We start from the raw sequence: 26,050 nt of genomic DNA on the forward strand, positions 1-26,050 counted from the left end.
GGCCGAATGTGCTTTAATGCCTCGCCCAAAATTTTTGACACATAAGGCGGCTATGGACACGGGGACACGACTCAAACTGGTGCGTGAACGCAACAAACTCTCCCAGCGGGAGCTGGCTCGACGCAGTGGCCTGACCAACTCGACGATCTCGCAGATCGAGCAGAATCGCGTCAGCCCGTCGGTCAGTTCCCTGAAAAAGCTGCTTGAAGGCATTCCGATGTCGTTGGCGGAGTTCTTCAGTTTCGACGAGCCGATCCGCGAGGAGCGCTTTGTGTTCCGCTCCACCGAGCAGCCAGACCTGGGCAACAGCGGCCTGCGCATGTTGCTGGTGGGTGCCAGTGTCGAGGGCCGGCAGATGCGCATGTTGCGCGAGCTGTACGCGCCAGGCGCCGATTCCGGTGAGCCGATCGTGCATGCCGAAGGCGAAGAATGCGGCCTGGTGACCCGAGGCACCATCGAGTTGCGGGTCGATGGCCAGGTCAGCATCCTCAACTCGGGCGACGGCTACTACTTCCCCACCACCCTGCCCCACAGCTTCAAGAACATCGGCCAGGACGAGGCCGAGATCATCAGCGCCAACACGCCGGCGAATTTCTAGATTCGGGGGCTGCTGCCAACCCATCGCCGGCAAGCCGGCTCCCACAGTAGATTTGTGTACACCGGAACTGTGGGAGCTGGCTTGCCAGCGATCGAGCGCGAAGCGGTCGCAATCTTGGCCCTTTACATCCAGCCCAACCACTGCCACCAGGTAGCGGCAAACACCAGCATCAGCCCATAGCCGATCAAGGTCACCAGGATCCCCACCCGGGCAAACTGCTTGGCGGTGAAAGTTTCGGTGCCCAGGCAGACCATGTTCTGCGGTGCGTTGATCGGCAGGATAAACCCGTAGCTGACCACAAAGCCCAGGGCCATGGTCATGCCCAGGCGGCTGAAGTCACCCGGCAGGGTCTGCAGCACGGCGATCAGGATCGGCAGCAGTGCCGAGGTCAGCGCGGTGGCGCTGGCAAAGCCCAGGTGGATCAGAATCAGGAAGGCCGCCAGAATCGAGAACACCCCCAGCGTCCCCAGTTGATCCAGCCCGGTATGGGCCACCACCTGCGCGCCCAGCCATTGCCCGGCCTGGGTGGTGAGCAAGGTAGTGCCCAGGCTGATGCCGACACCAAAGACAATCACCGTGCCCCAGGGAATGCGCGCCTGCACGTCTTTCCAGGTCATGACCCCGAGCCGTGGCAGCAGCAGGATCACCAACCCGGCATAGGTGGTCGAGGTGGTATCGAAGTGATGCAGCTTGCCCTCGGTGGCCCAGGCCAGCAGCAACAGCAGTGACACGCCAAGCAGGCGTTTCTGCGCAGCGGTCATCGGCCCGAGCTCGGCCAAGGTCTTGTTCACCGCCGCCTTGCCGCCGGGTATCGCTTCGCTCTCGGGCGGCAGCATTTTCAGTACCAGGACAATCAGCACCACCGACATGATCAGCGCCCACGGCGCACCGGCAATCAGCCAGTCGATCCACGACACCCGCGCCCCGAGCATCTTGTCCATGAAGCCGACGGTCAGCAGGTTCTGCGCCGCAGCGGTCTGGATACCGATGTTCCAGATGCTGGTGCCCTGGGCGACGATGATCATGATCCCGGCCGCGATGTTGGAGCGTTTATCCACGCCGAACGCGGCAATCACCCCCATCATGATCGGCACCACGCAGGCACTGCGCGCCGTGGCGCTGGGCACCACCAGGCTGAGCAGCACGGTAACCGCCACCGCCCCGATGAGGATGCGCCGGGTGCTGACGCCGATGCTCGAGAGCGTCACCAGGGCGATGCGCCGGTCAAGGCCGGTGTGGGTCATGGCCGCGGCGATGAACAAGGCCCCGACCACCAGGGCCAGGGCACTGTTGGAGAACCCGGTCAGGGCCAGGGTGATTGCCGCCGAGGAGCCGTAGATTACCGAAGGGTCGGCGACCGTCGGCGCAGTGCCGAGCAAAAACGCCATCAGCGAGGTGATCATGATCGCACTGGCTTCGTACGACACCGCTTCGCTGATCCACACCACCACGGCAAAGGCCAGGATTGCCAGCACCCGGTGGCCGGCCACCGGCAAGTCGGCGGGCATCGGCAGCAACAGCACCCCGGCAAGGGCCGCGATACCGACCAACAGGCCAATAGGCACGCGGGTTCCGGCAGTTGGAGAGACAGGCGCATTGGCCGCTGAATTCATGGGTGACTCCCTGCAAAACATGTCCAGGCATGATCCTGCAAGTCACCTCAACGCGGACTGATGCGTATCAATGCCCTGAATTCGAGGCATTGTCGGACAATATGTAGTGCGTGGAAAAAATCACTACAAAACCTGTTGACGCCGTTCATCGCCCCTTGCATGATGAGGCCGTCTCCCCGATCGGGGGTACTGGCAAGGGTGTTCCAGGCAGCTCGACAGATCCATGAGCTGTGTGCGGATGGGTACTGCCCAAAAGGCAGCGTGTAGAAGCCCCCAGTTGTGACGCTGCTGTAGCAGCTTTCATTTAACGCTACATGTTATGCGCCAAGTGCGAACAAACAACGAATGGTCAAGGGGGCTTTATGATGAATCTGAACAATCAACCGACTGTTGAAGAACTGGCCCGGCTGTTCGCCGCGCGCAAGGACACCCTCGACAGCCATATCCTCTGGGTTTGCGAATCGGGCGAAGTTCGCCTGGACAGCCTGGATACCCTGAGCGACGAAGCGCAGTTCGAGCAATGCAACCCGAACATGCGGGCTCGCCTGAAGATGTACCGTCGCGGCCAGGGCTACGTTGGCAAGAAGGCCGCCGCCGACACCCAGTATGTCGGACGGGTTCTGCAGACCCTGCAAAGCGAGTGGGCTGCGCTGCAGAACAAACCGGGCGTCGCGGTAATCGACCGCCTCTGCTAAGGGTCGCTGGGGTGCGGCACAGCCCCAGCCACGCTTGAGCCCAATCCCTGCGGATTGGGCTTTTTTTATGGTTATTCATGGAGTCCCGGGGGCTATGGTCCTTGGCTTGGGATGTTGAGGCTGCGAGCTTATCCGTTCGCTGTGGCGCCGCTGCTGGCCCCTTCCGCCTTTACGGCGGCCTACTTTTCTCTTGGGAAAAGTAGGCAAAACCGCTCGCTCCTGCATACGGCCCTACGCTGCGCTTCGGGTCCCTTCGCTTCGGTGTCTTCCAGGGGCTCCGCGGCCTACGACTTGCTACGCCAAGTCTACGTCTCGCGACTTCGGCTGACGCCGAAGGGTGCTGCGCACCAGCCCCCTCCAGACACCTACGCTCAGCCTCCTGAAGTCGCGAAGTTACGGGCGGCGCCTGCACGGGCGTATCTGCGAAAGCAGATGTTGGCGCAGCCAGGCTGACGCCAGAGCGGGGCAAGCTCGCTGGCAAAGCGAGCACCGACTTGCTTGGTCTTGATTTTGATGTTCATGCACGTAATTCCAGGCGCCGCCAAAAGCGACTTCAGGAGGCCGAGCGAAGGTGCCTGTAGGGGCAGTGCGCAGCACCTTCGGCGTTAGCCGAAGACGCGAGACGTAGACTTGGCGCAGCAAGTCGTAGGCCGCGATGCCCCGGAGGGCGCCGTAGCGAGGGGACCCGAAGCGCAGCGTAGGGCCGTATGCAGGAGCAAGCGGTTTTGCCTACCTTTTCCCAAGAGAAAAGTAGGCCGCCGTAAAGGCGGAAGGGGCCAGCAGCGGCGCCACAGCGAACGGATAAGCTCGCAGCCTGAACATCCCAACCCAACCCAACCCAACCCAACCCAACCCAACCCAACCCAAGGACCATAGCCCCCAAGACTCCATGAACAGCATTTTTTATTCGCCCCGGGACTTGGCTAGAATGGCGCTTTTACCTGAAGAGCCCACTTATGACCCACCCTGCTTTCGGAACCGGTGATGCGTCCTACCAAGCCGCCGGTGGCATCGACGGCCTGCGCCGCCTGGTCGATGAGTTCTACCGGTTGATGGATGAGAACCCCGAGGCACTGGCCGTGCGCCAGATGCACCCCGACAACCTCGATGCCTCACGCGACAAGCTGGCCTGCTTTCTCAGCGGCTGGCTCGGTGGCCCGCGGCTGTTCAGCGAACGCTATGGCCCGATCGCCATCCCGGCCTTCCATGCCCAATGGCCGATCGATGAACACCACAGCGCTATCTGGTTGAGCTGCATGGAGCAGGCAATTGCACTGCAGGATTACCCCGACGAATTTGCCGACTACCTGCTGCGCCAACTGCGCGTGCCGGCCCAGCGCATCGTCCAGGCCAGCCGCGCCCGCCATCCTCAGGCCTGAAGGCGCAGCGCCACCGTCTCCAGCGGCAACGCCCCGGTAGCCAGTGCCCGGGCCCGGTCGACACCCCAGACCATGGCGCGGGTCATGGTTTCGCCGGGACGGTTGTCGTAATACTCCTCGACCAGGGCATTGCCCTGGCACGTATAGATACCGAGGAACAATTGCGTGGCACCGGTACGCGACAACCTCACCTGCACGTCGATACTGGTCCCGTCACTGAGCTGTTCGTCATGGCTGCGGCTATGCAGTTGCGCGTCGGCCCAGCTCCAGTAAGTTTCTTCCCTGATACGCATCGAGTGGCTCCTGTATTGATGGCGGCAGTAGTAAGGCACACAACCCGAAATCAGGCGAGTACGAGCCGCACAACCTTTGCGCGAGGTCAAACAATGCAAAAAAAACCCCGCCGTTGGGCGGGGTGGTGGTCGATTCGATCACTTCTTCGCGGGCAAGCGCGGGGTGAATTTGCCCTTCTTGCTACGCGGCAGCGTGTTCAGGCGCACCTGTGCGTCTTCCTGCGTCATGTTGGTAAAGCCCAGCCGATAGCCGCTCTGCCCGCAACGGATTAGATTGTTGATTGGAAAAGCGTCGCCGTTGTCCTCATTGAATAAGTCAACCATGCCCCAGTCTCCCTCCGACAGCGGATCAGTACCGGCAAGCAGATGATTGCCCAGAAAAGCACTGACCCTGGTGATTCTGAGACTAGCCGGTCATTTACGGACCACACGGGCGAAGACAAAAAAGCCCGACCAATGGCCGGGCTATTTTGTCGCACCCCTCGGGTGACTTAGAGGCTTACTTGAGCTTTACGGCGGTGCCGGTGACAAACACCACAACCATGCCACCGCGTGCCGACGGCATGCTGATTTCGTAATCCAGGCCCACCACCGCATCGGCCTGCAGGCTGCGCGCGCGGCTGCGGATTTCGTCGGTGGCCTGGATGCGTGCTTCTTTCAGGGCACTCTCCAGGGTTTGCGAACGGCCACCGAAAAAGTCGCGAAAGCTGGCGAAAATATCGCGAACCACGTTGATGCCCTGGACCGACTCGGCGCTGACCACATCCAGATAGGCGGCGATTTCCCGGCCTTCGATGGTACCTGTGGTGGTGATGATCATGCTGCTCTCCTTCGGCCTTGCCTGTCAGCCGCCCGGCGCTTCAGTGCGCGGGCGGTAAAAAAAACGCGATGGTAGCAAAACCGGTGCCTGGCGCGCTGGCTATTTATACAAGTTATAAATTGTGTAATAGAACGACTGCACCTAGACTTTCAGCCACTGAACGCCCCGCCTGCGAAGGAGCCGCACATGAGTACCGCCCACACCCCTGCCCCCGCTTCATGGGCCGAACTGCTGCACGGGCGCAATGCCCTGCGCTCGATCGCCCTGGCCGGGGGTGTGGCCTTGCACGCGATCAACGTCTACATCGTCACCACCATCCTGCCGACCGTGATTGCCGACATCGGCGGCCTGGCGTTTTATGCCTGGAGCACCACCCTGTTCGTCGCCACCTCGATCATCGGCTCGACCTTGTCGGCGCAATTGATCGAACGCCTGGGTGCGCGCGCCGCCTTTCTCCTGGCGTTGGCGGTGTTCGCCCTGGGCTCGGTGATCTGCGCCGCAGCGCCAAGCATGCCGGTGCTGCTGATCGGCCGCAGTGTCCAGGGCCTGGGCGGCGGTATCTTGTTTGCCCTGAGCTATGCCTTGATCCGCCTGGTGTTCGATGAACGCTTGTGGCCGCGGGCCATGGCCCTGGTGTCCGGCATGTGGGGCGTGGCGACCCTGTGCGGCCCGGCGGTCGGTGGCATCTTCGCCCAGGGCGGTCATTGGCGCTGGGCGTTCTGGTCGCTGTTGCCGGTAGCGGCGCTGCTGGCGCTGATCGTCATCAGCCAGTTGCGCAACCAGGTCGCCGCCCGTTCGCAATCCCGTCCACCCTATGGCCTGATCGCCTGCCTGGTGGCGTCGGTGCTGGCGATTTCCGCCGCCAGCCTGTCGACGCAACTGCTCTGGAACCTGATCGGTATCGGCGCGGGGCTGGCCATCGCCGTGCTGATCGCACGCCTGGACCACCAGCCCGGCCGACGCCTGCTGCCCACCGGCGCCTACGCCCTGGGCACACCGCTGGGTGGGTTGTACGCGGTCATGTGCCTGCTGATCGCGGCGATCACCACGGAGATTTTCGTTCCTTATTTCCTTCAGCAGATTCACGGCCTGAGCCCGCTGGCAGCTGGCTACATGACCGCCGCCATGGCCGGTGGCTGGACCGTTGCCGCGTTGTTCAGCGCCAGCCGAACAGGCGCTGGCGCCGAACGCATGATCCGCTTCGGCCCGGCGGTTATTCTCGTTGCCCTGCTGGCACTGGCGCTGATGACCCCGCAACAGCGGTGGCTGGCGCAGACCCAGGGCCTGGTTGTGTATTGCCTGGCCCTGGCCGGGGTTGGCCTGGGGATCGGCCTGGGCTGGCCACACCTGTTGACCCGGATACTCAGCGCCGCCCGCCCGGGCGAAGAGAACCTCGCCTCGGCCTCGATCACCACCGTACAGCTGTACGCCACTGCCCTGGCCGCCGCACTGGCCGGGCTGGTCAGCAACAGCGCCGGGCTGGTCGAGCCCGGTGGCGTCGCCGGTGCGCAGCAGGCCTCGGCCTGGCTGTTCGGCGTGTTTGCCCTGGCGCCGGTGCTGGCCCTGCGGCTGACCTGGCGCCTTACCCGTAGCCCGGCCCAGGCCCTGGCCTGAAGAGTTGAGTCCCCCTGCCATGCAAGGAGCAGCGATGAAAGAAGCCAAACAGGTGTACGAGCGCATCAGTGAACAGTTCGAGGACTTCACCAGCCATGCCAGCCAGCGCGGTGTCGAAGTCGATACCTTCCGCTACATGGTCGGCAACGTGCAGCGCCTGGAGATTCTCGACCTGGCCTGTGGCCACGGTTTTTTCAGCCGCCAGCTCAAGGACTGGGGCGCGGCTCAGGTGCGCGGCGTGGATATTTCGCCGAGCATGATCTACCAGGCCCGCCAGGCCAACGACGGTATCGCCTATGAAGTACGGGACGTGGCGCAAATGGGGCGCATCGGCAGCTACGACAAGGTCACCGCGGCCTGGTTGTTCAACTACGCCAGCAGCGTCGAGGAACTGGGGCGGATGTTCAGCACCGCGGCGCAGAACCTCAAGCCCGGCGGCCAGTTGGTGGCCTACACCGCCAACCCGGCCTTTGACCTGGCCAAGGGCAACTTCACCCGCTACGGCATCAGCGTACTGGAAGAAAGCGCCGTCAACGGCGGCTACCGCTGCAAAGCCCAGTTCATGTCCACGCCGCCGGCCGACTTCACTTACTACCGTTGGCGTAAAGAGGTGTATGAAGACGCGGCAAAAGCCGCAGGCTTGCGCGACTGCCTGTGGATTGCGCCGTTGATCAGCAAGCAACGCCGGGCGGCCCGGGAGCCGGGCTACTGGGACGCGTTCGAAAGCAACAGCCTGCAGATCGGTCTGATCTGCAGGAAGTAAGTAAAACGGCCGGGACCTGAAACACTCAGGCCCCGGCCGTGCTCCCACTCAGTTGCGTACCAGCGCCAGCAGGTACATGGCGTCGCCATGCTGGCGTTCGATCACCACCAGCTCCTGCCAGGTCAAGCCGTAGCTTTCAAGGGTGTCGCGAATGCCCTGCTCGGTGAAGAAGTAACCCTGGCGCTGGTTGTCCATCTCGCGCCAGCCCGGTACCGGGTTGCTGCTGTCCACGCCAAACACATTGAGCGCAATCAGGCCGCCCTGGCGCACGTGGCTGCGCATGTGCGCCAGGTACGCATCCCACTCATCGGGGTGCTGATGGTGGAAGCAACCGTTGTCGAGCACCGCGTCGAACTGCCGGCCGTCCACCGGCTGCCAGTCCTGCAGGGCGCTGTTGAGCAACTCCAGGCGTTCGCCCCAACGCTTGCGCAACAGCGGCCAGCTGGAGTTCTCGACGATGTCCAGGCCGGTAACCCGGTGCCCGGCCTGAATCAACTCCGACGCATCGCGGCCTCGCCCGACGCCGACATCGAGGATGCGCTGGTCGGGCCTGTCACCCAGCGCCGCGAGGAATATCCGCGCCGCCCGGGCCATGCCGATGTCCCACGACCACTCGTCTTCACCATGGCTATAGCGGTGCACAAACGAGGTATCGAGCGCCTTGCGGTACGCCGAAAGCTCCATGAAATCCACTGCCTGCTTGCTCATTGACCGATCTCCTCGCACTCAGGAAGCACGCCGGGCGGCGATGCCATAGATGTTGCCGTCATAGGAGCTGGCCAGAAAATCATGCTGCTGACCGCTGTGGGTGATGCAGGAAATGCCGCTGGCGGTGGGCCGTTGCAGCGGCTGCCAGCTGCGTGTGGCCAGGTCGAACAGGGCCACCGTGCCGTTGTAGGCGGCGGTGGCGATGATCGCGCCGTCGGCCGAAGCGCCGATGCACTTGATCGAATGCTGGTGCGGCGAGTCGTACACCTCGTCACCGCTCTCCAGCCACAGGCGCAACTTGAGGTCGCGGCCGATACTGGCGAAGCCGCCCGCGATCTGGCAGCAACCATTGGAGATGCGCGAATGGGCGTTGTCGATATGGCGGGCGCAGCTGAAATCGTCGATACGGTGCAGCGCGGCATCGGCCGAGGCACAAACGCTGAACAGGTAGCGGTCGTTGGCGGCAACGCCTTTGATGGCGTTTTCGTGCATGGCGATCGAGGCCACTAGCTTAATGCCGTCACGACCGTCAAGGATGAACACCAGGCCTTCGCCGGTGTAGGTGCCGATCAGGGCGTGAAGCACGCCGTCCTTGGTAAAGGTGGTGCCGCAGTTCAACGGTGAGCGGTGCTGGTACAGCAGGTGCCCGGTAAGCGCATCGAACACCTGGCCCATCTGCCCGCCGGTCAGCAGCAACGGCCCGAACGGCTGGAGGAAGTTGCACAGGCTGCCGACCCCGGTCACCGGTTTGTTGTCGCGAAACAGCAAGCCGGCATCGCCGATGCTGTACTGCTGGCCCTGGGCACTGACCACGGCGTTGATGCTGACCGCAGGTTGGATACCCTCGACACTCCACTGGTCGCGCTCGTAGTTCCAGGTGGCATAGCGCGAGCCGAAGGTGGCGAACACCAGTTCTTCTTCACCGACAAAGGCGCAGCTGCGCGGCCAGATGATACTCGGCAATGCGGTGCTGCGCAGCTTGCTGAGGTTGTGCTGGGCATCGAAGCGCCAGAGGATCGCCGAGCGGTCGTAGCTGAGGGTCACCAGCAGTTGCTTGTCGTCGTTCCAGACAATGCGCTTGATCCCGGCGTCGTGGGCGGCAACGCTGCGCACCTGGCCCTGGCCGATGATCGAGATGCGCCCTTCATCGTCGCCGGCGAACACCACACCGGAACGGGTGATGGCGATGGTGTCGGTCTCGACGCCGCCGATGTCCACTTCATCGCACTGGCTGAAGCTGGCGGTGTCCCATTGGCGCACGGTGCCGTCGTCGCTGCTGGAAATCAGGCGTTTGCCGTCCGGCGACCAGACCACCGAAATCACGTCGGCCTGGTGGCCGTGGAAACTGCCCTTGAGGTTGCCGTGCACATCGAAAATGCGCAGCACGTGGTCACGCGAGCAGGTGGCGACCAACGTGCCGTCGGGCGAGAACACCGCCATCTCGACGTCGTCCTGGTGGCCGGACAGCACCGCCTTGAGGCGCATGCTCGGGACTTCCCAGATACGCGCGGTGTAATCGCTGCTGGCGCTGACCAGGTGCTTGCCGTCGGCACTGAAAGCGCATTGATTGGCCAGATGATCGTGGTGCACACGGTGAATGGGCAAACCGGTGCGGGCATTCCACAAAATGACCTGGTTGTCGTAGCCTGCGGTGGCGACGAACTCTGCTGCATGGGCGGCGATGCCGCTGATGGGGCCAATGTGTTTCATCGAAAAATCCTTTTTTCTTCAGAGAACAATCAGAGCTTGATCGAGTGGCTGGACTTGGCCACTTTCGACAGCAGGTAGTTACGGTTGTGCCGGGTCAGGAACACCCCGGTCGGCACCTGGTCGATGACCTCGATGCCACCTTCGCGCAACTGCTGGACCTTGTCCGGATTGTTGGTCAGCAGCCGGCAGCGGTGCACATTCAACGCCTTGAGCATCTGCGCCGCTGGGGCGAAGCTGCGCGAATCGGCGGGATGGTTGAGCTCAAGGTTGGCTTCGTAGGTGTCCAGGCCGCGGTCCTGCAGCAGGTAGGTCTCGAACTTGGAATACAGGCCGATGCCGCGCCCCTCCTGGCGCAGGTAGATCAGGTAACCGCCCTGCACGTTCAAGGTGTTCAGCGCCTCCTGCAATTGCGGGCCGCAATCGCAGCGCTGGGAGCCGAACACATCGCCGGTGATGCATTCGGAATGCACCCGCACCAGCGGCACCTGGGCCTTGTCCAGGTTGATGCCGACGGCAAAATGTTCGTTGTGCTTGTCGAAGCCCTTGAAGCCGAAGAAATGAGCGTCGACCGAACCACCGAGGATCGAGATCGGCACCTTGGTGTGCAGCGAAACGTCGTTGTTCATGATCAAACCTCGCACGATTGACAGATAACTCAGTTGTTGTTTTCTACCAGGCGAAAGCCCATGACATAGATCGGTCGTGGGTAGCGCCCATGTCGCCGAGGGTTGCGCGCCAGGTCGCGAAAGCGCGTGAAGCTGCCACCACGGGCGATTCGGTGACGACCGACATCCAGCACCAGGTCGTCGTTGATCTGCGGGCCGCCGGGGTAAGGCCGATAGTCATCGGCGACGTACTCCTCGACATTGCCGGCCATGTCCAGCACGCCGAACATCGAGGCGCCCTCGGGGAACACCCCCACCGGGGTGCTGTCCAGGTAACCCAGTTCGATGGTGTTGGCATATTCGGCGTGAAAGTGTTCGCCCCAGGGAAACTGCAGGCGCTGGGGCCCGGCTGCGGCATGCTCCCACTGGGCTTCGGTCGGCAGGCTGAAGCGCCGGCCGGTGCGCTGGCTCAACCACTGCGCATAGGCATCGGCGTCGCTGTCGCTGACGCTGTACACCGGGTGGTTGGCGCGCTGCTGCGGGTAGCGGCCAAAGGCCCAGCTACTGGGCAGCGAGGGGTGGCCGGTGTCGAGCAAAAACGCCCGGTACTCGCTGTTGGTCACGGCAAAGCGGGCGATGCGATAGCGGTCCAGCTGAACGCTGTGCAGCGGGGTTTCCTTCTCGATCCAGCTGCGGTCCAGGCCTAGCCCGTCGAACGCATCGAGGACTTCACCCACCCGCTCTGGCGCAAGGCCGATCTGCACGGTAGCGCCCGGAATATCGATCATCTGCGGGTTGAATACATCAATGCGCGGGTCACCGCGCAACCCCAGCACTTCACCTGCACCAATGCGCTGGTACAACGGCGTATCTGCGCTTTGCAGCTGGGCCAGCAACTGCTCGACCGGGCTATCGAGCAGCGCCCGGATGGCCATGCCCACCTGTTCCACCAGCGGGTATTCACGGTAATGCTCGGGGTAGCCCATCAGCACCCGGTCAGTGACATCTTTGGGCAGCGGGCTGGGAAGCCGCGGCCAATGCCGATCCTTGAGACTATTCATCCTTGCACCTTGTATTGAGTAACGACGCCCACGCCGGGGCCGAACCTGGTTCGGCCCACAACGCAGTACCCAGGGCTAGCCTCAGAGCTGGTCGAGCAGCAGTCGGCGGTTGGTTTCGATCATCTCGATTTCGGCGCTATAGACTTCGACCACCAGGCCATCGGGGTCTTCGAAGTACACGGCGCTGCGTACGTTGTCCGGGCCATGGTGATAGCCCGGCGCCGGGCCATTGCCTTTGACCAGCTTGATCGAACCATTGGCCGTGACCCGCTCGGCGATGCGCTTGACGTCTTCGGGCAAGGCGCGAATGCCGATGTGATAACCCGGCGGGTAGTTGAACTCGGCGCTCTGCTCGATGAAGAAGTCAAAGCCGTTGAGTTCCATCACCACTTTGCGCGGGCCAAGGTTGTAGCAGTAGCGTGCGCCGAAGATGTCGCGGTAGAAGGCCTGAGACACCTGCAGGTCGCGAGCCAGGATGTTGATGTGATTGAGCTGCGGCTGCTGGCGGGCCAGCGCCGCAGCATCGAGCGATACCCCTTCCAGGGCACGCCACATCTTTACCGCGGCGGTGAACTTGGCATACCCCGCAAGCCAGCTTTTCAACGCTTCGCTGGCCAGCGGCTTATCCAGTTGGGTCAGGCCATAGGGATAGACGAAGCACACCGCAGCCTGCAACAACTGGTGATTGATGGCGTCTGCGCCAGGCACCCTGCCCTGGCCGTCGGCCAGGCGTACCAGGGTCACCGCCGTATTGCGGTAGAGGGCCTCGGCCGCCTTGAGCTGTGCGCCCAATGCCGCCTCCTGTTCGCCAGCCAGCAGCACGATCAGGCCATCGGCCTCGCCTTGGCGAGCCAGTTGCGCCGTGGCGTGCAGTTCGAAACCGGCGGCGCTGGCCACCTGGCCCAGCTCACCGATCAGGGTCAAGGTACGGCCGTCCGGGTTGGCCGAGTGCAGAACGATGAACTTGAGCATCAGTTGGCCCTCCGTCCGACCAGCAGGGTATAGCGGCCAATCGGCTCCTGGTCGACGCTCAGGCCCTGGTCCTGCATCTGTTTTGCCAGCCAGCGGGTCGGGTGCAGTTCGCCATTCACCGTGTTGACCATCATGTGCAGGGAGAAATCCGCCGACAGCACCGGGTGGATCTCGTCTTCGTCCAGGGTCATGCTGAGGATCAGCAAGGCGCCGTTGTTTTCCAGCAACTGACTGGCACCCTTGATCAGCGCAGTGGTCTGCTCGCGGGTGAAGTAATGCAGGCAGTCGTTGAGCATCACCACATCGGCGCGCGCGTCCTGATAACGCGCAAGGTCGAGCAGGTTGCGCTCCTTGAAGCTCAGGCGCTGCTCAAGCTGATACTTGCCGATGGTGCTCTGGGCGGCCTGGCGGGTGGCGTCCAGGTCCCAGATCTCACCGCTGACCTGCGGGTGGCGACGGGCGATCTCGGCGATGTAGGTGCCATGGCCGCCGGCCAGGTCGATGACCTTGTTCGCCTGGTCAAAGACTGACAGCTCACGCAGCACATCGACCATTGGCTGACTGAAGCGGACCATGGCATCGTTGAAGGCATCACGGGCAGCGAGGTCATGCTTGAAGCGGTTTTCCTGCTGGAAATCCAGCGATTGGGTGGTGCTGAGAATTTCCCCCAGGCGCGGCCAGTTCTGCCATTGCAGGCGCTGGTGGGCAATGATCGGGCCGATGAATTCGCCGCTGCTGCTGACCAGGAAGCGCTCGCTCAACGGCTGGTTGACAAAGCCTTTGTCGGTTTTTTGCAGCAGGCCCATGGCAACCAGGGCATTGAGGAAGATCTTGCCTTTGTTGGCCACCCAGCCCAGCGCCAGGCTGACCACCTCGGCCTTGACCGGCTGGCGGGTATGGTCGAAGACCTTGTGCGCGACTGCCGCGTGGAGGATGGCCGACTGGCGATACTGGTCGGAGAGTTTCACTAGGTCGAACACTCCGTCGAGGGTATTGGCCTCTTCGGCGTGCTCATAGATGGTCACCGGTTTTTGCGCATTCATACACTCACTTCCCTGTTGAGTTTCATTCCCTAAATGCTCCAAGCCCACGGCCTGCCTGCACGGCAAGTTCTGGCCATTGGCGGTGCTCACTGCTGCCACGGACGCAGACTAAGATCTCAGGCTAGTCGCTGCCGGGGAAAACACAAATTCGAACTTTTATATTTTTTTGAGCTTTAAACTTTGTAGCTAATACCTTTTACAAATAATCGGTGCAGTGCTAAAACGGGCTATGATCGAGCTCGTTACCTGCGCAATGGATGGCGCCACAGGTCGACCGTTAACGCCTATTCGCATGGTTATCTGCACACGATGATTGCACCTGCCGCCGACGCCAACTCCACCGCCGACCGTATCCTGTTTTTACTCAAGACCCGTGGCGCGCTGAAAACCACCGACCTTGCCAGCCTGCTGGAGATCACCTTCGAAGCCGCGCGCCAGCAGATCCAGAAGCTGCAGGCCGCCGAGCTGATCATCGGCATCAGCGCCCCGGCCAAAGGCGCTGGCCGCCCTTCGCAGAAGTGGACCCTGACCGACGCTGCACAGCGGCGCTTCCCCGACGCCCACAGCGTGCTGACCCTGCAGCTGATCGAGACGGTCGAGCAGGTGTTCGGCCATGAGGGGGTCGATCAACTCATCACCCGCATGGAAAACGCCAACCGCAGCGAATACCTGCAGGCCTGCAGCCCGGCCGAAACACTCGAAGACAAGGTGCGGACCCTGGTGCAGCTGCGCGAACGGGCTGGCTACATGGCTGAAATGGTCGCAAGCGACAACGGCTGGCTGATCATCGAAAACCACTGCCCGATCTGTGCCGCGGCGTCACGATGCCAGGGGTTTTGTCGCTCGGAGCTGCAGATCTTCCAGTCGGTGCTGGGTGAACAGGCGCTTGTCGAGCGCTGTGAACATCTGATATCAGGTGACCGACGCTGCGTGTACCGGGTCTTGCCGAGGACGGCGCCCGCGCAGTGAATTCATAAGTCCTTAAGGAATGAGGCCAGCATGAACCCGACCATCGAGCTGCTCGCCAGCCATCGCAGCGAGCGCAGTTTCCAGGACCGGCCGATCAGCGACAGCCTGCTCGACGCCATCCTCCAGGCCGCCCACCAGGCACCGAGCTCGTTCAACGCCCAGCACATTTCCACCGTGGTGGTGCGCGATGCCGAGCGCCGCCGCCAGATCGCCGAGCTCGCCGGCGGGCAACCGTGGATTGCCGCGGCACCGGTGTTCATCACCCTGGTGGTGGACTTCTACAAGACCGCACTGGCGGCGCGCCTGAGCGGTGACCAGCAGTGCATTCACCAGCACCTGGAAGGCATGGTTGCCGCTTGCACCGATGGCGGCATCATCCTCTCGACGCTGATGACGGCTGCGCGTTCACTGGGCTTGGGCGTGGTGCCGGTGGGCGGCATTCGCGCCAATGCCAGCGGCATGATCGAGCTGCTTGGCCTGCCGGAAAAGTCCTTTGCCCTGTGCGGGGTTGCGCTGGGTTACGTGCAGCAGCCGGCGCTGCAAAAACCGCGCTTGCCGTTGGCTTCGTTTCGTCATGACGAGCGCTATGACGCCCAGGCATTGCCGGCGGCAATCGAGGCTTACGATGCGGCCCTGATGGAACACTGGCAGCTCGCCGGGCGAGTCGAGGGGCAGAACTGGTCGAGCACTATCGGCCGCTGTTATGCGCGCAATTACCGGCCGCAGCTCAAGGCGCAGTTGCTGGCCAATGGGTTGGCGGCAGACTGAACGACCCCATCGCGGGTCAAGCCCGCTCCCACAAAGAACCTCTTTACCCCGGACCTGTGGGAGCCGGACTTGCCGGCGATCGAGCGCGCAGCGATCGTAATCCAGGCAACACTGATGTGCTGACTGGACCGACCTCATCGCTGGCAAGCCAGCTCCCACAATGGATCGCTGTACGCCAAACCTGTGGGAGCCGGACTTGCCGGCGATCGAGCGCGCAGCGGTCGCAATTCAGGCAACACTGAAGTGCTGACTGGACCGGCCTCATCGCTGGCAAGCCAGCTCCCACAATGGATCGCTGTACGCCAAACCTGTGGGAGCCGGACTTGCCGGCGATCGAGCGCGAAGCGGTCGCAAGTCAGGCAACACTGAAGTACTGACCGGACCGGCCTCATCGCTGGCAAGCCAGCTCCCACAATGGATCGCTGTACGCCGAACCCGTGGGAGCCGGACTTGCCGGCGATCGAGCGCGCAGCGGTCGCAATTCAGGCAACACTGAAGTGCTGGCTGGACCGGCCTCATCGCTGGCAAGCCAGCTCCCACAATGGACCTCTGTACGCCAAACCTGTGGGAGCCGGACTTGCCGGCGATCGAGCGCGCAGCGGTCGCAAGTCAGGCAACACTGTTGTGCTGACCGGACCGGCCTCATCGCTGGCAAGCCAGCTCCCACAATGGACCTCTTTACCCCGGACCTGTGGGAGCCGGTCTTGCCGGCGATCGAGCGCGCAGCGGTCGCAAGTCAGGCAACACTGAAGTACTGACTGGACCGGCCTCATCGCTGGCAAGCCAGCTCCCACAATCGATCGCTGTACGCCGGACCCGCGATGAGCCGATCACTGCACCGCGCCACTCCCCCAGCCCAGCGCCTTGTACAGCGCAATCGCATTCAGGTACGAAGCGGTCTCTGCCTCTGCCACTTCACGCTTGATCAAGAAGAACGCGCGCTGGTTTTCCAGCACCGCCATGTAGGTACCCGCCCCTCGCCGATAGCGCTTGGAGGCGATGTCGATGGCATCGGCGCCATGCGCCGCCGATTGCATCAACGCACCAAGGCGGGTCTGGTTGCGCGCCAGGCGCGTGACGGCGTTTTCCACTTCTTCGCGGGCCAGCAACAGTGACTGCTCATAGCGCGCCTGCGCCCCTTGCGCCTGCGCCTGCGCAGCACGCAAGCGAGCCTTGGCGTTACCCAGGCGCAACGCCGGCCAGGTGACTGTCGGCGCCAGCTCATAAGCGCGCGCGGCACTGCCCAGGTCGCCACTGCGCAAGGCGAAGAAGCCGATAAACCCGCCCAGGTCCAGGCGCGGGTACAGCTCGGCGGTGGCCACGCCAACGTCTTCGCTGCTGGCTGCCAGTTGCCGCTCGGCACTGGCAACATCCGGGCGGTTGTTGATCAGCGCGTTGACATCGCCCAAGGGCAGTTGTCGCGCCAGCGGTGGCAGAAAGCGTGCTTGCCCTGACGCCTCGGCAAGGCCCGGTGCGCGCCCGGTGAGCACATCGAGGCGGTACCCGGCCTCCTGGATCGATGCCTGCAATGGCGGCACCGCCGCTTCGCTGAGCAGCAGATTGGCATGGGCGTTCTGCTCGTCCTCGTACTGACCGCTGCCGGCACGCACCTGGGCACTGGTGAGTTTCAGGGTTTCGCGCCAGGCCTCGACCTGGGCCTGCGCCACTTCCAGGCTGCGGTGCAAACCCTGCTGCTGGTAGTAGGCGCGGGCGACTTCGGCGGCGATGCTCAGGCGCATCTGTTCAAGGTCGGCGCGCGCCGCCTCCGAGCGCGCCTCGGCAGCGGCGGTCAGGCGTTGCAAGCGGCCGAACAGGTCGATCTCCCACTGCACGTCAAACCCTGCGCGATAACTGCGCGAGAACATGCGCTGCGGGTCGCTGCCATCGGCCGGTTGCTGCTGCTCAAGGCTCTGGCTGAAGCCGCTGCGTGCGGTAACGCCCGGGTACTGGTCCAGGCGCCGGTCATCGAACAGCGCCCGCGCCGCCAGCAGGTTGGCCTGGGCCTGGCGGATATCGTGGTTGTGCTGGAGCGCGGTGTCGACCAGGCGGTTCAGCTGCGGGTCCTCGAAGAACGACCACCACTGCGCCGGCAGTTGCGCCTGCTGGGCGAACTGCTGCTGTTGCGGCGTGCTCAAGGGGATGGGCGCAGGGGTTGCCTTTGCATAGTCGGGGCCGACCTTGCAGCCCGCCAGGGCCAGGCTCGAAATCACACAGGCCAGGGCCAGGTTCACTCTGTTCATCCTTCGCTCCTCAGCGCATCAGCCAGGGACACCGCACGCGGTGTACTCGCGGCGATTGCGTGTTTGCGCGCCAGCAGGCTGTACACCGTGGGCAGCACGAACAGGGTGAACAAGGTGCCGATCAACATCCCGCAGACAATCACCAACCCCAGGCCAAAGCGGCTGTTGGCACCGGCACCGGAGGCGAACAGCAAAGGGATCAGGCCGACCACCATGGCCGCGGTGGTCATCAGGATCGGCCGCAGGCGAATCTGCGCCGCCTTGCTGATCGCCGCCGCGCGGTCGAGCTGCTCGTGTTCCTGCAGGGTGTTGGCGAATTCGACCATGAGGATACCGTGCTTGCTGATCAGGCCGATCAAGGTCACCAGGCCGATCTGGGTGTAGATGTTCACCGTCGCATAGCCCAGCGCCAGCGGGATCAACGCACCACTGATCGACAGCGGCACGGTGATCAGAATGATCAGCGGGTCGACCAGGCTCTCATACTGCGCCGCCAGCACCAGGTAGATGACGATCACCGCGGCCAGGAACGCCAGCATCAGCGCACTGCCCTCCTGGGTGTACTGGCGTGCATCCGATTGCCAGTCGTAGCTGAAGCCGGCCGGCAGCGACGCTGCCACCTGATCGAGAAATGCCACCGCATCACCCAGGGTCACTCCGACCGCCGGGATGCCCTGGAAGGTGGCGGCGTTCTGCTGGTTGAACTGGGTCAGCTTGTTCGGCTCGACCTGCTCGGACACCTGCACCACGGTCGACAATGGCACCAACGTGCCGTCTTCGCTGCGCACGTACTGGCGGGTCAGGGTTTGCGCGGTCAGGCGCTGGCTACGCGGGCTCTGGGCGATGACATCGTAGGAACGCCCTTCGAGGCCGAAGCGGTTCAAGTAGTTCTCGCCCACCAGCACCGCCAACGACTCGCCGATGTCCTGCATGCGAATGCCCAGGCTGTTGGCCTTGGCCCGATCGACGCGCACCTGAACCACCGGGTTGTTGTAGTCCAGGTCGCTGTCGACCACGGCGAACAAGCCGCTGTCCCGGGCCTTTTGCTTGATCTCCTGCATGGTCTGGTACAGCACCTGGTAGTCCTGGGAGCTGCGCAGCACCAGTTGCACCGGCAAGCCGCCGGTGGAACCCGGCAAGGCCGGCAACTGGAAGGCGAAGATACTGGTGCCTTCGACATCGTTGACCGCCGCCTGCAGGTCGACCTGAATCTGCGAGGCGGTACGCTCGCGCTCGTCCCACAGCGACAGGTTGATACCGCCGATGCCCGAGGCGAGGCCGTCGCTGCCGTTGATGATCCAGGTGCTGACCGTTTCTGGCAGACGCTTGTAGACCTGGTCGAGCTTGTCGGCGAAGCGCTCGACGTATTCGAGGTTGGCGTGCTGCGGTGCCTTGATCGCGGTCAGCAGCCCGGCCTGGTCTTCGGTCGGCGCCAGCTCGCGCTGAGGCAGGCCGTACAGCCAGGGCAAACTGAGCAGCACCAGCAAGGCAAACCCGGCGCTCAGCCAGCGCCGCGCCAGGGAGAATTCCAGCGCCCGGCTGTAGCGTCTGGCCAGGGCGTCGAAAAAACGGTTGGCGGCATGGGCCATGCGCCCTTCGGATTGCTTGGCCTGCAACAGGAACGAGCTCATCACCGGCGACAGGGTCAAGGCCACCACACCGGACACCACCACCGCTCCGGCCAGGGTCAGGGCGAACTCGCGAAACAACGCACCGGTCAAGCCGCCCATCATGCCGATCGGTGCATACACCGCAGCCAGGGTGATGGTCATGGCGATCACCGGCCCGGCCACTTCCCGCGCCCCCACCAGGGCCGCGGCCACCGGGGTCTTGCCCTCTTCGATATGACGGTGGACGTTCTCGACCACGACGATGGCATCGTCCACCACCAGGCCGACGGCGAGGACCATGGCCAGCAAGGTCAACAGGTTGAGGCTGAAGCCGAACATCAGCATCAGCGCCGCCGCACCGAGCATCGACAACGGAATGGTTACCACCGGGATCAGCACGGTGCGCAGCGACCCCAGGCACAGGTAGATGACGATGACCACGATCAGCAGCGCTTCGAGCAAGGTCTTGCTCACTTCGTCGATGGAGGCCTGGATGAAGCGCGCGGTCTCGAACGCAAGCTCGGCCTTGACGTCCGGCGGCAGCGTCTTGCGGATGTCCGGCAGCACCTTGCGGATGCCGTCGACGATCACCAGCGGGTTGCCGCCGGGGGTCGGGAACAGGCCCAGGTGCACGGCGCGCACGCCGTCCATGGAGGCGCTGGTTTCCACCGAGGCGGCGCCCAGCTCGACAGTGCCGACATCCTTGATGCGCACCAGGCCATTGCCGTCGTTGCGGATCACCAGCTCGCGAAATTCGCCGACGCTGGTCAAGTCGGTATTGACGCGGATATTGGAGACCACGAACTGGCCTTTGACCTTGCCGGGCGCCGCCTGGTAGTTGTTGCGCCTGACCGCCTCGGCGACATCCGCGGCAGTCAGGCCGCGCGCGGCCAGGCGCGCCGGGTCGATCCACAGGCGCATCGACAGGGTCTGGCCGCCAAATACCTGGACCTTGGCCACACCGTCGATGGTGGTCAGGATCGGCTCGACCACCCGCGCCAGGTAGTCAGTCATCGCCGGGGTCGACAGGCTGTTGCTGGCAAAGCCGATATAGGCCACCGCCGTCGACTCGCCGGACGAGCGTTCGATCACCGGGTCATAGGCTTGCTCGGGCAGGCGAAAACGCACCTGGTTGACCTTGGCCATGACCTCGGTCAGCGCCTGGGTGGAGTCGCGGTTGAGCTCCATGCGCACAGTGACCAGGCTGCGGCCCTGCACCGAGGACGACGACAGGTAATCGATGCCCTCGACCGACGACACCGCCTGGGCAATCGGCTGGGTGACGAAGCCCTGCATCAGCTCGGCCGAGGCGCCGGGGTATTCGGTGGTGACGGTGATGGTCGAGCTCTCCAGCATCGGGTACTGGCGGATCGGCAGCTGGCGCAGGGAGAGGATGCCCAGCAGCAGAATGAGGATGCTGACCACCAGCGCCAGCACCGGCCGACGCACGAACAGATCGGTGAATTTCATCTAAGGGTCTCTGGACAATCGGTCAGGAGCCGGACAGCGCCGGGGCTTGCAGGGTGTCTTCGGTGGCTTCGACCGCGACCCCGTCACTGAGCTTGAGCTGCCCGGAGGTCACCACCTGGTCGGCCTCCCGCAGCCCTTCAAGGATGATCACCCGGCCATCCTGGCGTTCGCCGATCTTCACCGGCACCCGCTGCACCACCAGCGCCTGCTGCTGCTCGTCATGGCGGGCAAGAAACACCGTGTCGCCGTAGGCGGTATAGGTCACCGCGGTTTCCGGCAGGCTGAGCACCTCGGCCACCTGCGGGTCGGCAACCTTGACGCTGGCATACATGCCGGCCTTGAGCAGCGCATCGGCGTTGTCCAGGGTCGCCTGCACCTGTACCGTGCGCGAACGGTCGATCAGTGGGTCGATGGCACTGATGCGCGCCGCAAAGGTTCGCTCGGGATAGGCATCGAGCAGCACGTCGACCGGCTGCCCGGGTGCGAGGTGGATACTCAGTTGCTCGTCGAGGGAGAAGTTCACATACAGGGTGCGGGTGTCGATCAGGCTGACGATCGCATCGCCGACATTCAGGTACTGCCCCTGGTTGACCTTGCGAATGCCCAGCACGCCGTCGAACGGCGCGCGGATGGTCTTCTGCGCGATCACCGCCTCAGTGTGCGCCAGCTCGCCGCTGGCCATGTCGCGTGCGGCCAGGGCGTTGTCGAGCTGCTCCTGGGTGGCGGCGTTTTCCGCGACCAGGTCGCGCACCCGGCGGTGGTTGATCCGGGCGTTGTGCAGTTGCGCCTGCAGGCGAATGCGCGCGGCCTGCTCGGGGGCATCGTTGAGGGTCAGCAGTACGTCGCCACGGCGCACCTTCTGCCCGGAGACGAAGTTGATGCGTGTCACCCGCCCGCCGATTTCGGCCGAGACCAGCACCTGGCGCGCCGCCTCAAGCTCGCCGACCCCGGCGAAAAAACCATTGGCCGGACCGCGCTGCACGGTGCCCAGTGCCACCTTGACCAGCGTCCGCGGCGCCGGTGCCGAGGCCTGTGCGGTGTGCGCCTGTTGCCAGACCACCAGCACCGCCAGGGCGGCACCCGCCAGCAGCGTACCAAGCGCGAGATTCTTGCTGTTCATCCACCACTCCCTGTGAGGCTGGCCTCAGGCCCACTGCACGTTGAACACCACGAAGGCCAGCAAGGCCCAGAGCACCAGTACCAGATGGGTCAGTTGCAACCCCTCCTGGCGAATCCAGTAACCGAACCACAGGCCGCCTAGCAGCATGGCGAAGGTAAAACCGAGAAACGCGCTCAGCGCCAGGTTCAGCCAGGGCCGCGCCGCCTCAAGCCCCGCGCCGATCAGCAGGGCGTAGCTGCCGATCAGGGCAGTGGCTGCCGCCGCGACCTGTAGCACCAGCACGACCACCAGGGCGATTCGATGTGCAGCCGTGGAATGCAGGGCCCGGGACAACAGCGGGAAGTCGATGGTCGGTGCCTGGCGCAGCGGCGCCATCGCCATGGTCGCGCCGACCGCACCGAGAGAGGCGCGAAACGCCTGCAGGTTGTTGAGTACCGCGATGCAGAGCCAGAGGCTCAGGCCAATGGCCTGAACGGCCTGGAACAGCCAGAGGGAAGTATGCAAATCCATTTGTACGTCCGTGGTGGTTGAGCGCAATAACACAAGAAAACACTTGGATATTAGAGCCGTGCCTTCCAATGCACAACCCACAAGACGCTAACCACCCTGCGCCGAGCAAACATTGTCGGCGGTCATGCTTTGCCCTAATCGGCCAACCGGGCCAGCATTCGCTGGCGCAAGCGCGGGCCGAAAACGTTGACCAACAGCCCGGCCATCACCAGTAACGCACCCCAGCCTTGCAGCGGTGTCAGGCGCTCATCCAGCAGCAGCGCCGAGGAACTCAGGCCCACCACCGGCACCAGCAGCGAGAACGGCGCCACCTTGCCCGCCGGGTAACGCGACAGCAGGTGGCTCCACAGGCTGTAGCCCAGCATGGTGGCTACAAAAGCCAGGTACGCCAGCGACAAAATCGAGCTCCAGCCAATGCCGCGCAGCGAGCGTTCAATCAGCTCGGGACCTTCCAGCCACCAGGACAGGGCCAGGAACGGCAGCGGCGGCACCAGCCCACCCCAAATCACCAGAGCCACCAGATCGATGTTGCCGAAACGCCGGGTGATGATATTGCCCATGGCCCACATCGACGCGGCGCACAGGGTCAGCAGCAAGGCGAAAAACGGCACGCTGGCGCCGTTCTCGCTGCCGATCAGGGTCAGGCCGCCGGCGGCCACCAGCAAGCCCAGCACGCTGGCCGCGCGCAGCCGCTCGCCGAGAAAGATCGCGGCAAAAAACAGGGTGAAGAACGCCTGGGATTGCAGCACCAGCGACGCCAGGCCCGGCGGCATGCCGTTACCCATGGCCTCGAACAGAAAGGCGAACTGGCCCAGGGAAATGGTCGCGCCATAGGCGATCAGCCAGCGCCAGGGCAATTGCGGGCGCTTGACCAGCAGCACCGCCGGAAACGCCACCAGGGCAAAGCGCAAGGCCCCCAGCAACATCGGCGGCAGGCCATCGAGGCCAACCTTGATGACCACGAAGTTGACGCCCCAGGCGACGATCACCACCAGCGCCAACAGCAAGTCCTTTAATGGCATTGTTCCCTCACCGGCTTTGTAATATTTCGCAACAGCATAACCTTATGCCCGAAATCATCGCACCCACCTATCGCGACGGATGGGTGCATCAAAGCCGACACCTTCACTTGACCGTATTTGTATATACATGCTCATATCTGTTTCAGTCGCCCACTTGCGATCGACTGGCGACCCGACCGCGACAACACAACAATAGGCGGAGATCCCGAGCAATGACCCAGGCCAATGCCTCGCGCAGCAAGCCCCTGATCGAGCGCCGCTCGATCGACTACATCCCGGAAAACGAACGACACGGACGCCTGTACAGCCAGTTCACCCTGTGGCTGGGCGCCAACCTGCAGATCACCGCAATCGTCACCGGGGCCCTGGCCGTGGTGCTCGGCGGCGATGTGTTCTGGTCGCTGATCGGCCTGCTGCTCGGCCAACTGGTCGGCGGCGCGGTCATGGCCCTGCACGCCGCCCAGGGGCCGAAACTCGGCCTGCCGCAGATGATCTCCAGCCGCGTGCAGTTCGGCGTGTATGGCGCGGCCATCCCGATTGCCCTGGTGTGCCTGATGTACCTGGGCTTCACCGCCACCGGCACCGTGCTCTCGGGCCAGGCCATCGGCCAGTTGCTCAGCGTCAGCGACAGTGCCGGCATCCTGATCTTCGCCGGGGTCATCGTCCTCGCCACGGTGTTCGGCTACCGTATGATCCACTGGATCGGCCGGGTCGCCAGCGTGTTGGGGATCATCGCCTTCGTCTACCTGTTCAGCCGCATCATGGTCATCAGCGACATCGGCCAGCTCCTGGAAAACCGCCACTTCACCTGGGCCTCGTTCCTGCTCGCGGTGTCGCTGTCGGCGTCCTGGCAGATCTCCTTCGGCCCGTATGTCGCCGACTACTCGCGCTACCTGCCGAGCAACACCTCATCGTTCAAGACCTTCCTCGCCGCAGGCCTGGGTTCGGTGGTCGGCGCCCAGGCATCGATGGTGCTCGGGGTGTTCGCTGCGGCCATTGCCAACGGCCAGTTCTCCGGCCGTGAAGTGGCCTACATCGTCGGCCTGGGCGGTACCGGCGCGACCGCCGCGCTGCTGTACTTCAGCATCGCCTTCGGCAAGGTGACCATCTCCACCCTCAACTCCTACGGCAGCTTCATGTGCATCGCCACCATCATCAGTGGCTTTCGCGGGCACATCGAAGTGACGCGCCGCCAGCGCCTGTTCTTCGTCCTGGCCATTGTCGGTGCCTCGACCCTGATCGCCCTGCTCGGCCAGCATTCGTTCCTGGCGGCGTTCAAGTCGTTCATCCTGTTCCTGCTGACCTTCTTCGTCCCCTGGAGCGCGGTCAACCTGGTGGACTACTACTTCATCACCAAGGAACGCTACGACGTGCCGGCGCTGGCCGACCCCAACGGCCGCTACGGGCGCTGGAACCTGCCGGGCATCATCGTCTACACCGTCGGCGTGCTGGTGCAGATGCCGTTCATTTCCACCAAGCTCTACACCGGCCCGATGGTTGCCCACTTGGGCGGTGTCGACCTGTCGTGGATCATCGGCCTGGTGGTGCCGAGCGTGCTGTATTACTGCGTGGCACGCGGCAAGGCGGCGCAAGCGCCTAGCCACATGATCCTGCCGGAAGCGGCCAAAAGCTGAGCCGGCCTGAACCGCTGCCCACCGCCCGTCGGCGGGCAGCGACCATTCGGCAGCCCGGGCAATAACAACATATTTGTATGCTGTAACCGATCTGAGCAACAACGCCAAGGCCCTGGCCAAGTTCCTTGCCAGTGCCAACCCCTACCTGCCAGAAGCGACACTCAATACCCTGCTGGCAGCACATGCGCGAGCATATCCTCAGCCTTGCCGATGCCTTGACGGCGGCGCTGGTCAAGCAGTTCCCGGACAAGTTCTGAGCGAGGTCGACTGATGTTCGAAGGCCTTGGCCACACCCAACAGGCGTTGCTCACCGCCCTGCTCTATCGGGCTACGGACATGAGCATCGATGAGATGAAGGAAGTCGGCTACGAATCCCAGGTATTTTTCCGCTCCGGGGGCCCGGCGCAGATCATCGCCCACAACTGCGTGTTCCATCAGCTGGCCGAGGCTCACCCTGAAGTCTGTGAGCTCGACCTGGCGCTGATCGGCAGCCTGGGTGGCGGGGATGTGCAGCACCTGGAATGCATGCTGCGTGGTGGTCAGGTGTGTCGCTTTCAGCTGGCGGGCAAGGCCTCATAGCTTGGCGATCGATACCTCGGTGGATTTGACGAAGGCAATCACTTCGCTGCCGACCCGCAGTTCCAGCTCGTGCACCGAGCGGGTGGTGATCACCGAGGTGACGATGCCTGCAGAGGTCTGCACATCGATTTCCGATACCACCGGGCCTTCGATGATCTCCTTGACCGTGCCTTTGAACTGATTGCGTACGTTGATCGCCTTGATGGTCATGCGCTGCTTCCTCGTCCTGGGGTGCACTGCCGCGCAGTGCTTGA

25 protein-coding genes and 2 pseudogenes are annotated in these 26,050 nt (G+C 63.5%); 10 read left to right on the plus strand and 17 right to left on the minus strand.

Going from position 1 to position 26,050, the window contains the following annotated elements; genetic code table 11:
* Positions 1–52: 52 nt before the first annotated feature.
* Positions 53–598, plus strand: coding sequence for a cupin domain-containing protein (locus BV82_RS16990; RefSeq protein ID WP_010226800.1), 546 nt, complete (start codon positions 53–55; stop codon positions 596–598).
* Positions 599–720: 122 nt separating this feature from the next.
* Here BV82_RS16990 and BV82_RS16995 read toward each other — a convergent pair whose 3' ends face one another.
* Positions 721–2,211, minus strand: coding sequence for a DASS family sodium-coupled anion symporter (locus BV82_RS16995; RefSeq protein WP_026001537.1), 1,491 nt, complete (start codon positions 2,209–2,211; stop codon positions 721–723).
* Positions 2,212–2,573: 362 nt separating this feature from the next.
* On the opposite strand from BV82_RS16995, the gene BV82_RS17000 reads away from it, so the two are divergent.
* Positions 2,574–2,906 carry a hypothetical protein gene (locus tag BV82_RS17000; RefSeq protein ID WP_010226796.1) on the plus strand — a complete coding sequence of 111 codons (333 nt, stop codon included), beginning with the start codon at positions 2,574–2,576 and terminating at the stop codon, positions 2,904–2,906.
* 371 nt (positions 2,907–3,277) lie between these two features.
* On the opposite strand, the gene BV82_RS17005 is transcribed toward BV82_RS17000, so the two are convergent.
* A complete protein-coding gene (locus tag BV82_RS17005; protein ID WP_158491194.1) occupies positions 3,278–3,427 on the minus strand; it encodes a hypothetical protein in 150 nt (49 codons plus the stop codon).
* A gap of 435 nt (positions 3,428–3,862) precedes the next feature.
* Between BV82_RS17005 and BV82_RS17010 the strand changes: the two genes are divergently transcribed.
* Positions 3,863–4,285 carry a group II truncated hemoglobin gene (locus BV82_RS17010; RefSeq protein ID WP_036996192.1) on the plus strand — a complete coding sequence of 141 codons (423 nt, stop codon included), beginning with the start codon at positions 3,863–3,865 and terminating at the stop codon, positions 4,283–4,285.
* Here the strand turns inward: BV82_RS17010 and BV82_RS17015 are convergent.
* The 3 genes from BV82_RS17015 to BV82_RS17025 form a co-directional block, all read right to left on the minus strand.
* Entirely contained in the window at positions 4,276–4,578 is a 303-nt protein-coding gene (locus BV82_RS17015; RefSeq protein ID WP_010226792.1) for a hypothetical protein, read from the minus strand. The genes BV82_RS17010 and BV82_RS17015 overlap by 10 nt on opposite strands.
* A 138-nt stretch (positions 4,579–4,716) precedes the next feature.
* Positions 4,717–4,902 (minus strand): hypothetical protein, encoded by a 186-nt coding sequence (locus BV82_RS17020; protein WP_010226790.1) that lies wholly within the window; start codon positions 4,900–4,902, stop codon positions 4,717–4,719.
* 175 nt (positions 4,903–5,077) lie between these two features.
* Positions 5,078–5,398 (minus strand): YbjQ family protein, encoded by a 321-nt coding sequence (locus BV82_RS17025; RefSeq protein WP_010226788.1) that lies wholly within the window; start codon positions 5,396–5,398, stop codon positions 5,078–5,080.
* A gap of 186 nt (positions 5,399–5,584) precedes the next feature.
* On the opposite strand from BV82_RS17025, the gene BV82_RS17030 reads away from it, so the two are divergent.
* Together BV82_RS17030 and BV82_RS17035 are read left to right on the plus strand one after the other, a co-directional pair.
* Complete coding sequence (locus BV82_RS17030; protein WP_036996194.1) at positions 5,585–7,012, plus strand: MFS transporter; 1,428 nt, start codon at positions 5,585–5,587, stop codon at positions 7,010–7,012.
* A 34-nt stretch (positions 7,013–7,046) separates the two neighbouring features.
* Positions 7,047–7,775 carry a class I SAM-dependent methyltransferase gene (locus tag BV82_RS17035; RefSeq protein WP_036996196.1) on the plus strand — a complete coding sequence of 243 codons (729 nt, stop codon included), beginning with the start codon at positions 7,047–7,049 and terminating at the stop codon, positions 7,773–7,775.
* 48 nt (positions 7,776–7,823) lie between these two features.
* Here BV82_RS17035 and BV82_RS17040 read toward each other — a convergent pair whose 3' ends face one another.
* The 6 genes from BV82_RS17040 to BV82_RS17065 all read right to left on the minus strand — a co-directional run bounded on the left by BV82_RS17040 (position 7,824) and on the right by BV82_RS17065 (position 13,874).
* Positions 7,824–8,483, minus strand: coding sequence for an SAM-dependent methyltransferase (locus BV82_RS17040; protein ID WP_010226782.1), 660 nt, complete (start codon positions 8,481–8,483; stop codon positions 7,824–7,826).
* Positions 8,484–8,501: 18 nt separating this feature from the next.
* Positions 8,502–10,193 (minus strand): WD40 repeat domain-containing protein, encoded by a 1,692-nt coding sequence (locus BV82_RS17045; protein WP_036996197.1) that lies wholly within the window; start codon positions 10,191–10,193, stop codon positions 8,502–8,504.
* Between the two features lie 29 nt (positions 10,194–10,222).
* The gene (ribA, locus tag BV82_RS17050; RefSeq protein WP_010226778.1) at positions 10,223–10,819 is read right to left on the minus strand and encodes a GTP cyclohydrolase II RibA; all 597 of its coding nucleotides are present in this window, start codon (positions 10,817–10,819) and stop codon (positions 10,223–10,225) included.
* A gap of 29 nt (positions 10,820–10,848) precedes the next feature.
* Positions 10,849–11,859, minus strand: a complete 1,011-nt coding sequence (locus tag BV82_RS17055) for a formylglycine-generating enzyme family protein (RefSeq protein ID WP_051636792.1) — start codon at positions 11,857–11,859, stop codon at positions 10,849–10,851.
* Between the two features lie 81 nt (positions 11,860–11,940).
* Entirely contained in the window at positions 11,941–12,831 is an 891-nt protein-coding gene (locus BV82_RS17060) for a VOC family protein (RefSeq protein WP_010226775.1), read from the minus strand.
* A complete protein-coding gene (locus tag BV82_RS17065; RefSeq protein ID WP_010226773.1) occupies positions 12,831–13,874 on the minus strand; it encodes a methyltransferase in 1,044 nt (347 codons plus the stop codon). The genes BV82_RS17060 and BV82_RS17065 overlap by 1 nt, the downstream gene beginning before the upstream one ends.
* Positions 13,875–14,183: 309 nt before the next feature.
* On the opposite strand from BV82_RS17065, the gene BV82_RS17070 reads away from it, so the two are divergent.
* Positions 14,184–14,843, plus strand: coding sequence for a helix-turn-helix transcriptional regulator (locus BV82_RS17070; protein ID WP_036996200.1), 660 nt, complete (start codon positions 14,184–14,186; stop codon positions 14,841–14,843).
* A gap of 30 nt (positions 14,844–14,873) precedes the next feature.
* The gene (locus tag BV82_RS17075) at positions 14,874–15,611 is read left to right on the plus strand and encodes a nitroreductase family protein (protein ID WP_010226769.1); all 738 of its coding nucleotides are present in this window, start codon (positions 14,874–14,876) and stop codon (positions 15,609–15,611) included.
* A gap of 830 nt (positions 15,612–16,441) precedes the next feature.
* Here the strand turns inward: BV82_RS17075 and BV82_RS17080 are convergent.
* The 5 genes from BV82_RS17080 to BV82_RS17100 all read right to left on the minus strand — a co-directional run bounded on the left by BV82_RS17080 (position 16,442) and on the right by BV82_RS17100 (position 23,583).
* Entirely contained in the window at positions 16,442–17,851 is a 1,410-nt protein-coding gene (locus tag BV82_RS17080) for an efflux transporter outer membrane subunit (protein ID WP_010227081.1), read from the minus strand.
* Positions 17,848–20,931, minus strand: coding sequence for a MexW/MexI family multidrug efflux RND transporter permease subunit (locus BV82_RS17085; protein ID WP_036996202.1), 3,084 nt, complete (start codon positions 20,929–20,931; stop codon positions 17,848–17,850). The genes BV82_RS17080 and BV82_RS17085 overlap by 4 nt, the downstream gene beginning before the upstream one ends.
* 22 nt (positions 20,932–20,953) lie before the next feature.
* Positions 20,954–22,051 carry an efflux RND transporter periplasmic adaptor subunit gene (locus tag BV82_RS17090; RefSeq protein WP_036996204.1) on the minus strand — a complete coding sequence of 366 codons (1,098 nt, stop codon included), beginning with the start codon at positions 22,049–22,051 and terminating at the stop codon, positions 20,954–20,956.
* Between the two features lie 24 nt (positions 22,052–22,075).
* Complete coding sequence (locus BV82_RS17095) at positions 22,076–22,561, minus strand: DUF2165 family protein (RefSeq protein ID WP_036996206.1); 486 nt, start codon at positions 22,559–22,561, stop codon at positions 22,076–22,078.
* Between the two features lie 134 nt (positions 22,562–22,695).
* A complete protein-coding gene (locus BV82_RS17100; RefSeq protein ID WP_036996208.1) occupies positions 22,696–23,583 on the minus strand; it encodes an EamA family transporter in 888 nt (295 codons plus the stop codon).
* A 212-nt stretch (positions 23,584–23,795) separates the two neighbouring features.
* Here BV82_RS17100 and BV82_RS17105 point away from each other — a divergent pair, with 212 nt between their 5' ends.
* The 3 genes and pseudogenes from BV82_RS17105 to BV82_RS17110 form a co-directional block, all read left to right on the plus strand.
* Positions 23,796–25,217 carry a purine-cytosine permease family protein gene (locus BV82_RS17105; RefSeq protein ID WP_010227090.1) on the plus strand — a complete coding sequence of 474 codons (1,422 nt, stop codon included), beginning with the start codon at positions 23,796–23,798 and terminating at the stop codon, positions 25,215–25,217.
* A gap of 37 nt (positions 25,218–25,254) precedes the next feature.
* Positions 25,255–25,474, plus strand: a pseudogene (locus tag BV82_RS26755) (hypothetical protein); the annotation flags it as partial.
* 100 nt (positions 25,475–25,574) lie between these two features.
* Positions 25,575–25,796 (plus strand): annotated as a pseudogene (locus tag BV82_RS17110) (helix-turn-helix transcriptional regulator); the annotation flags it as partial.
* Here BV82_RS17110 and BV82_RS17115 read toward each other — a convergent pair.
* A complete protein-coding gene (locus BV82_RS17115) occupies positions 25,791–26,006 on the minus strand; it encodes a TOBE domain-containing protein (protein WP_010227092.1) in 216 nt (71 codons plus the stop codon). The pseudogene BV82_RS17110 and the gene BV82_RS17115 overlap by 6 nt on opposite strands.
* Positions 26,007–26,050 lie beyond the last annotated feature (44 nt).

The sequence above is a fragment of the Pseudomonas donghuensis genome (assembly GCF_000696345.2).
Classification (GTDB): Bacteria; Pseudomonadota; Gammaproteobacteria; order Pseudomonadales; family Pseudomonadaceae; genus Aquipseudomonas; species Aquipseudomonas donghuensis.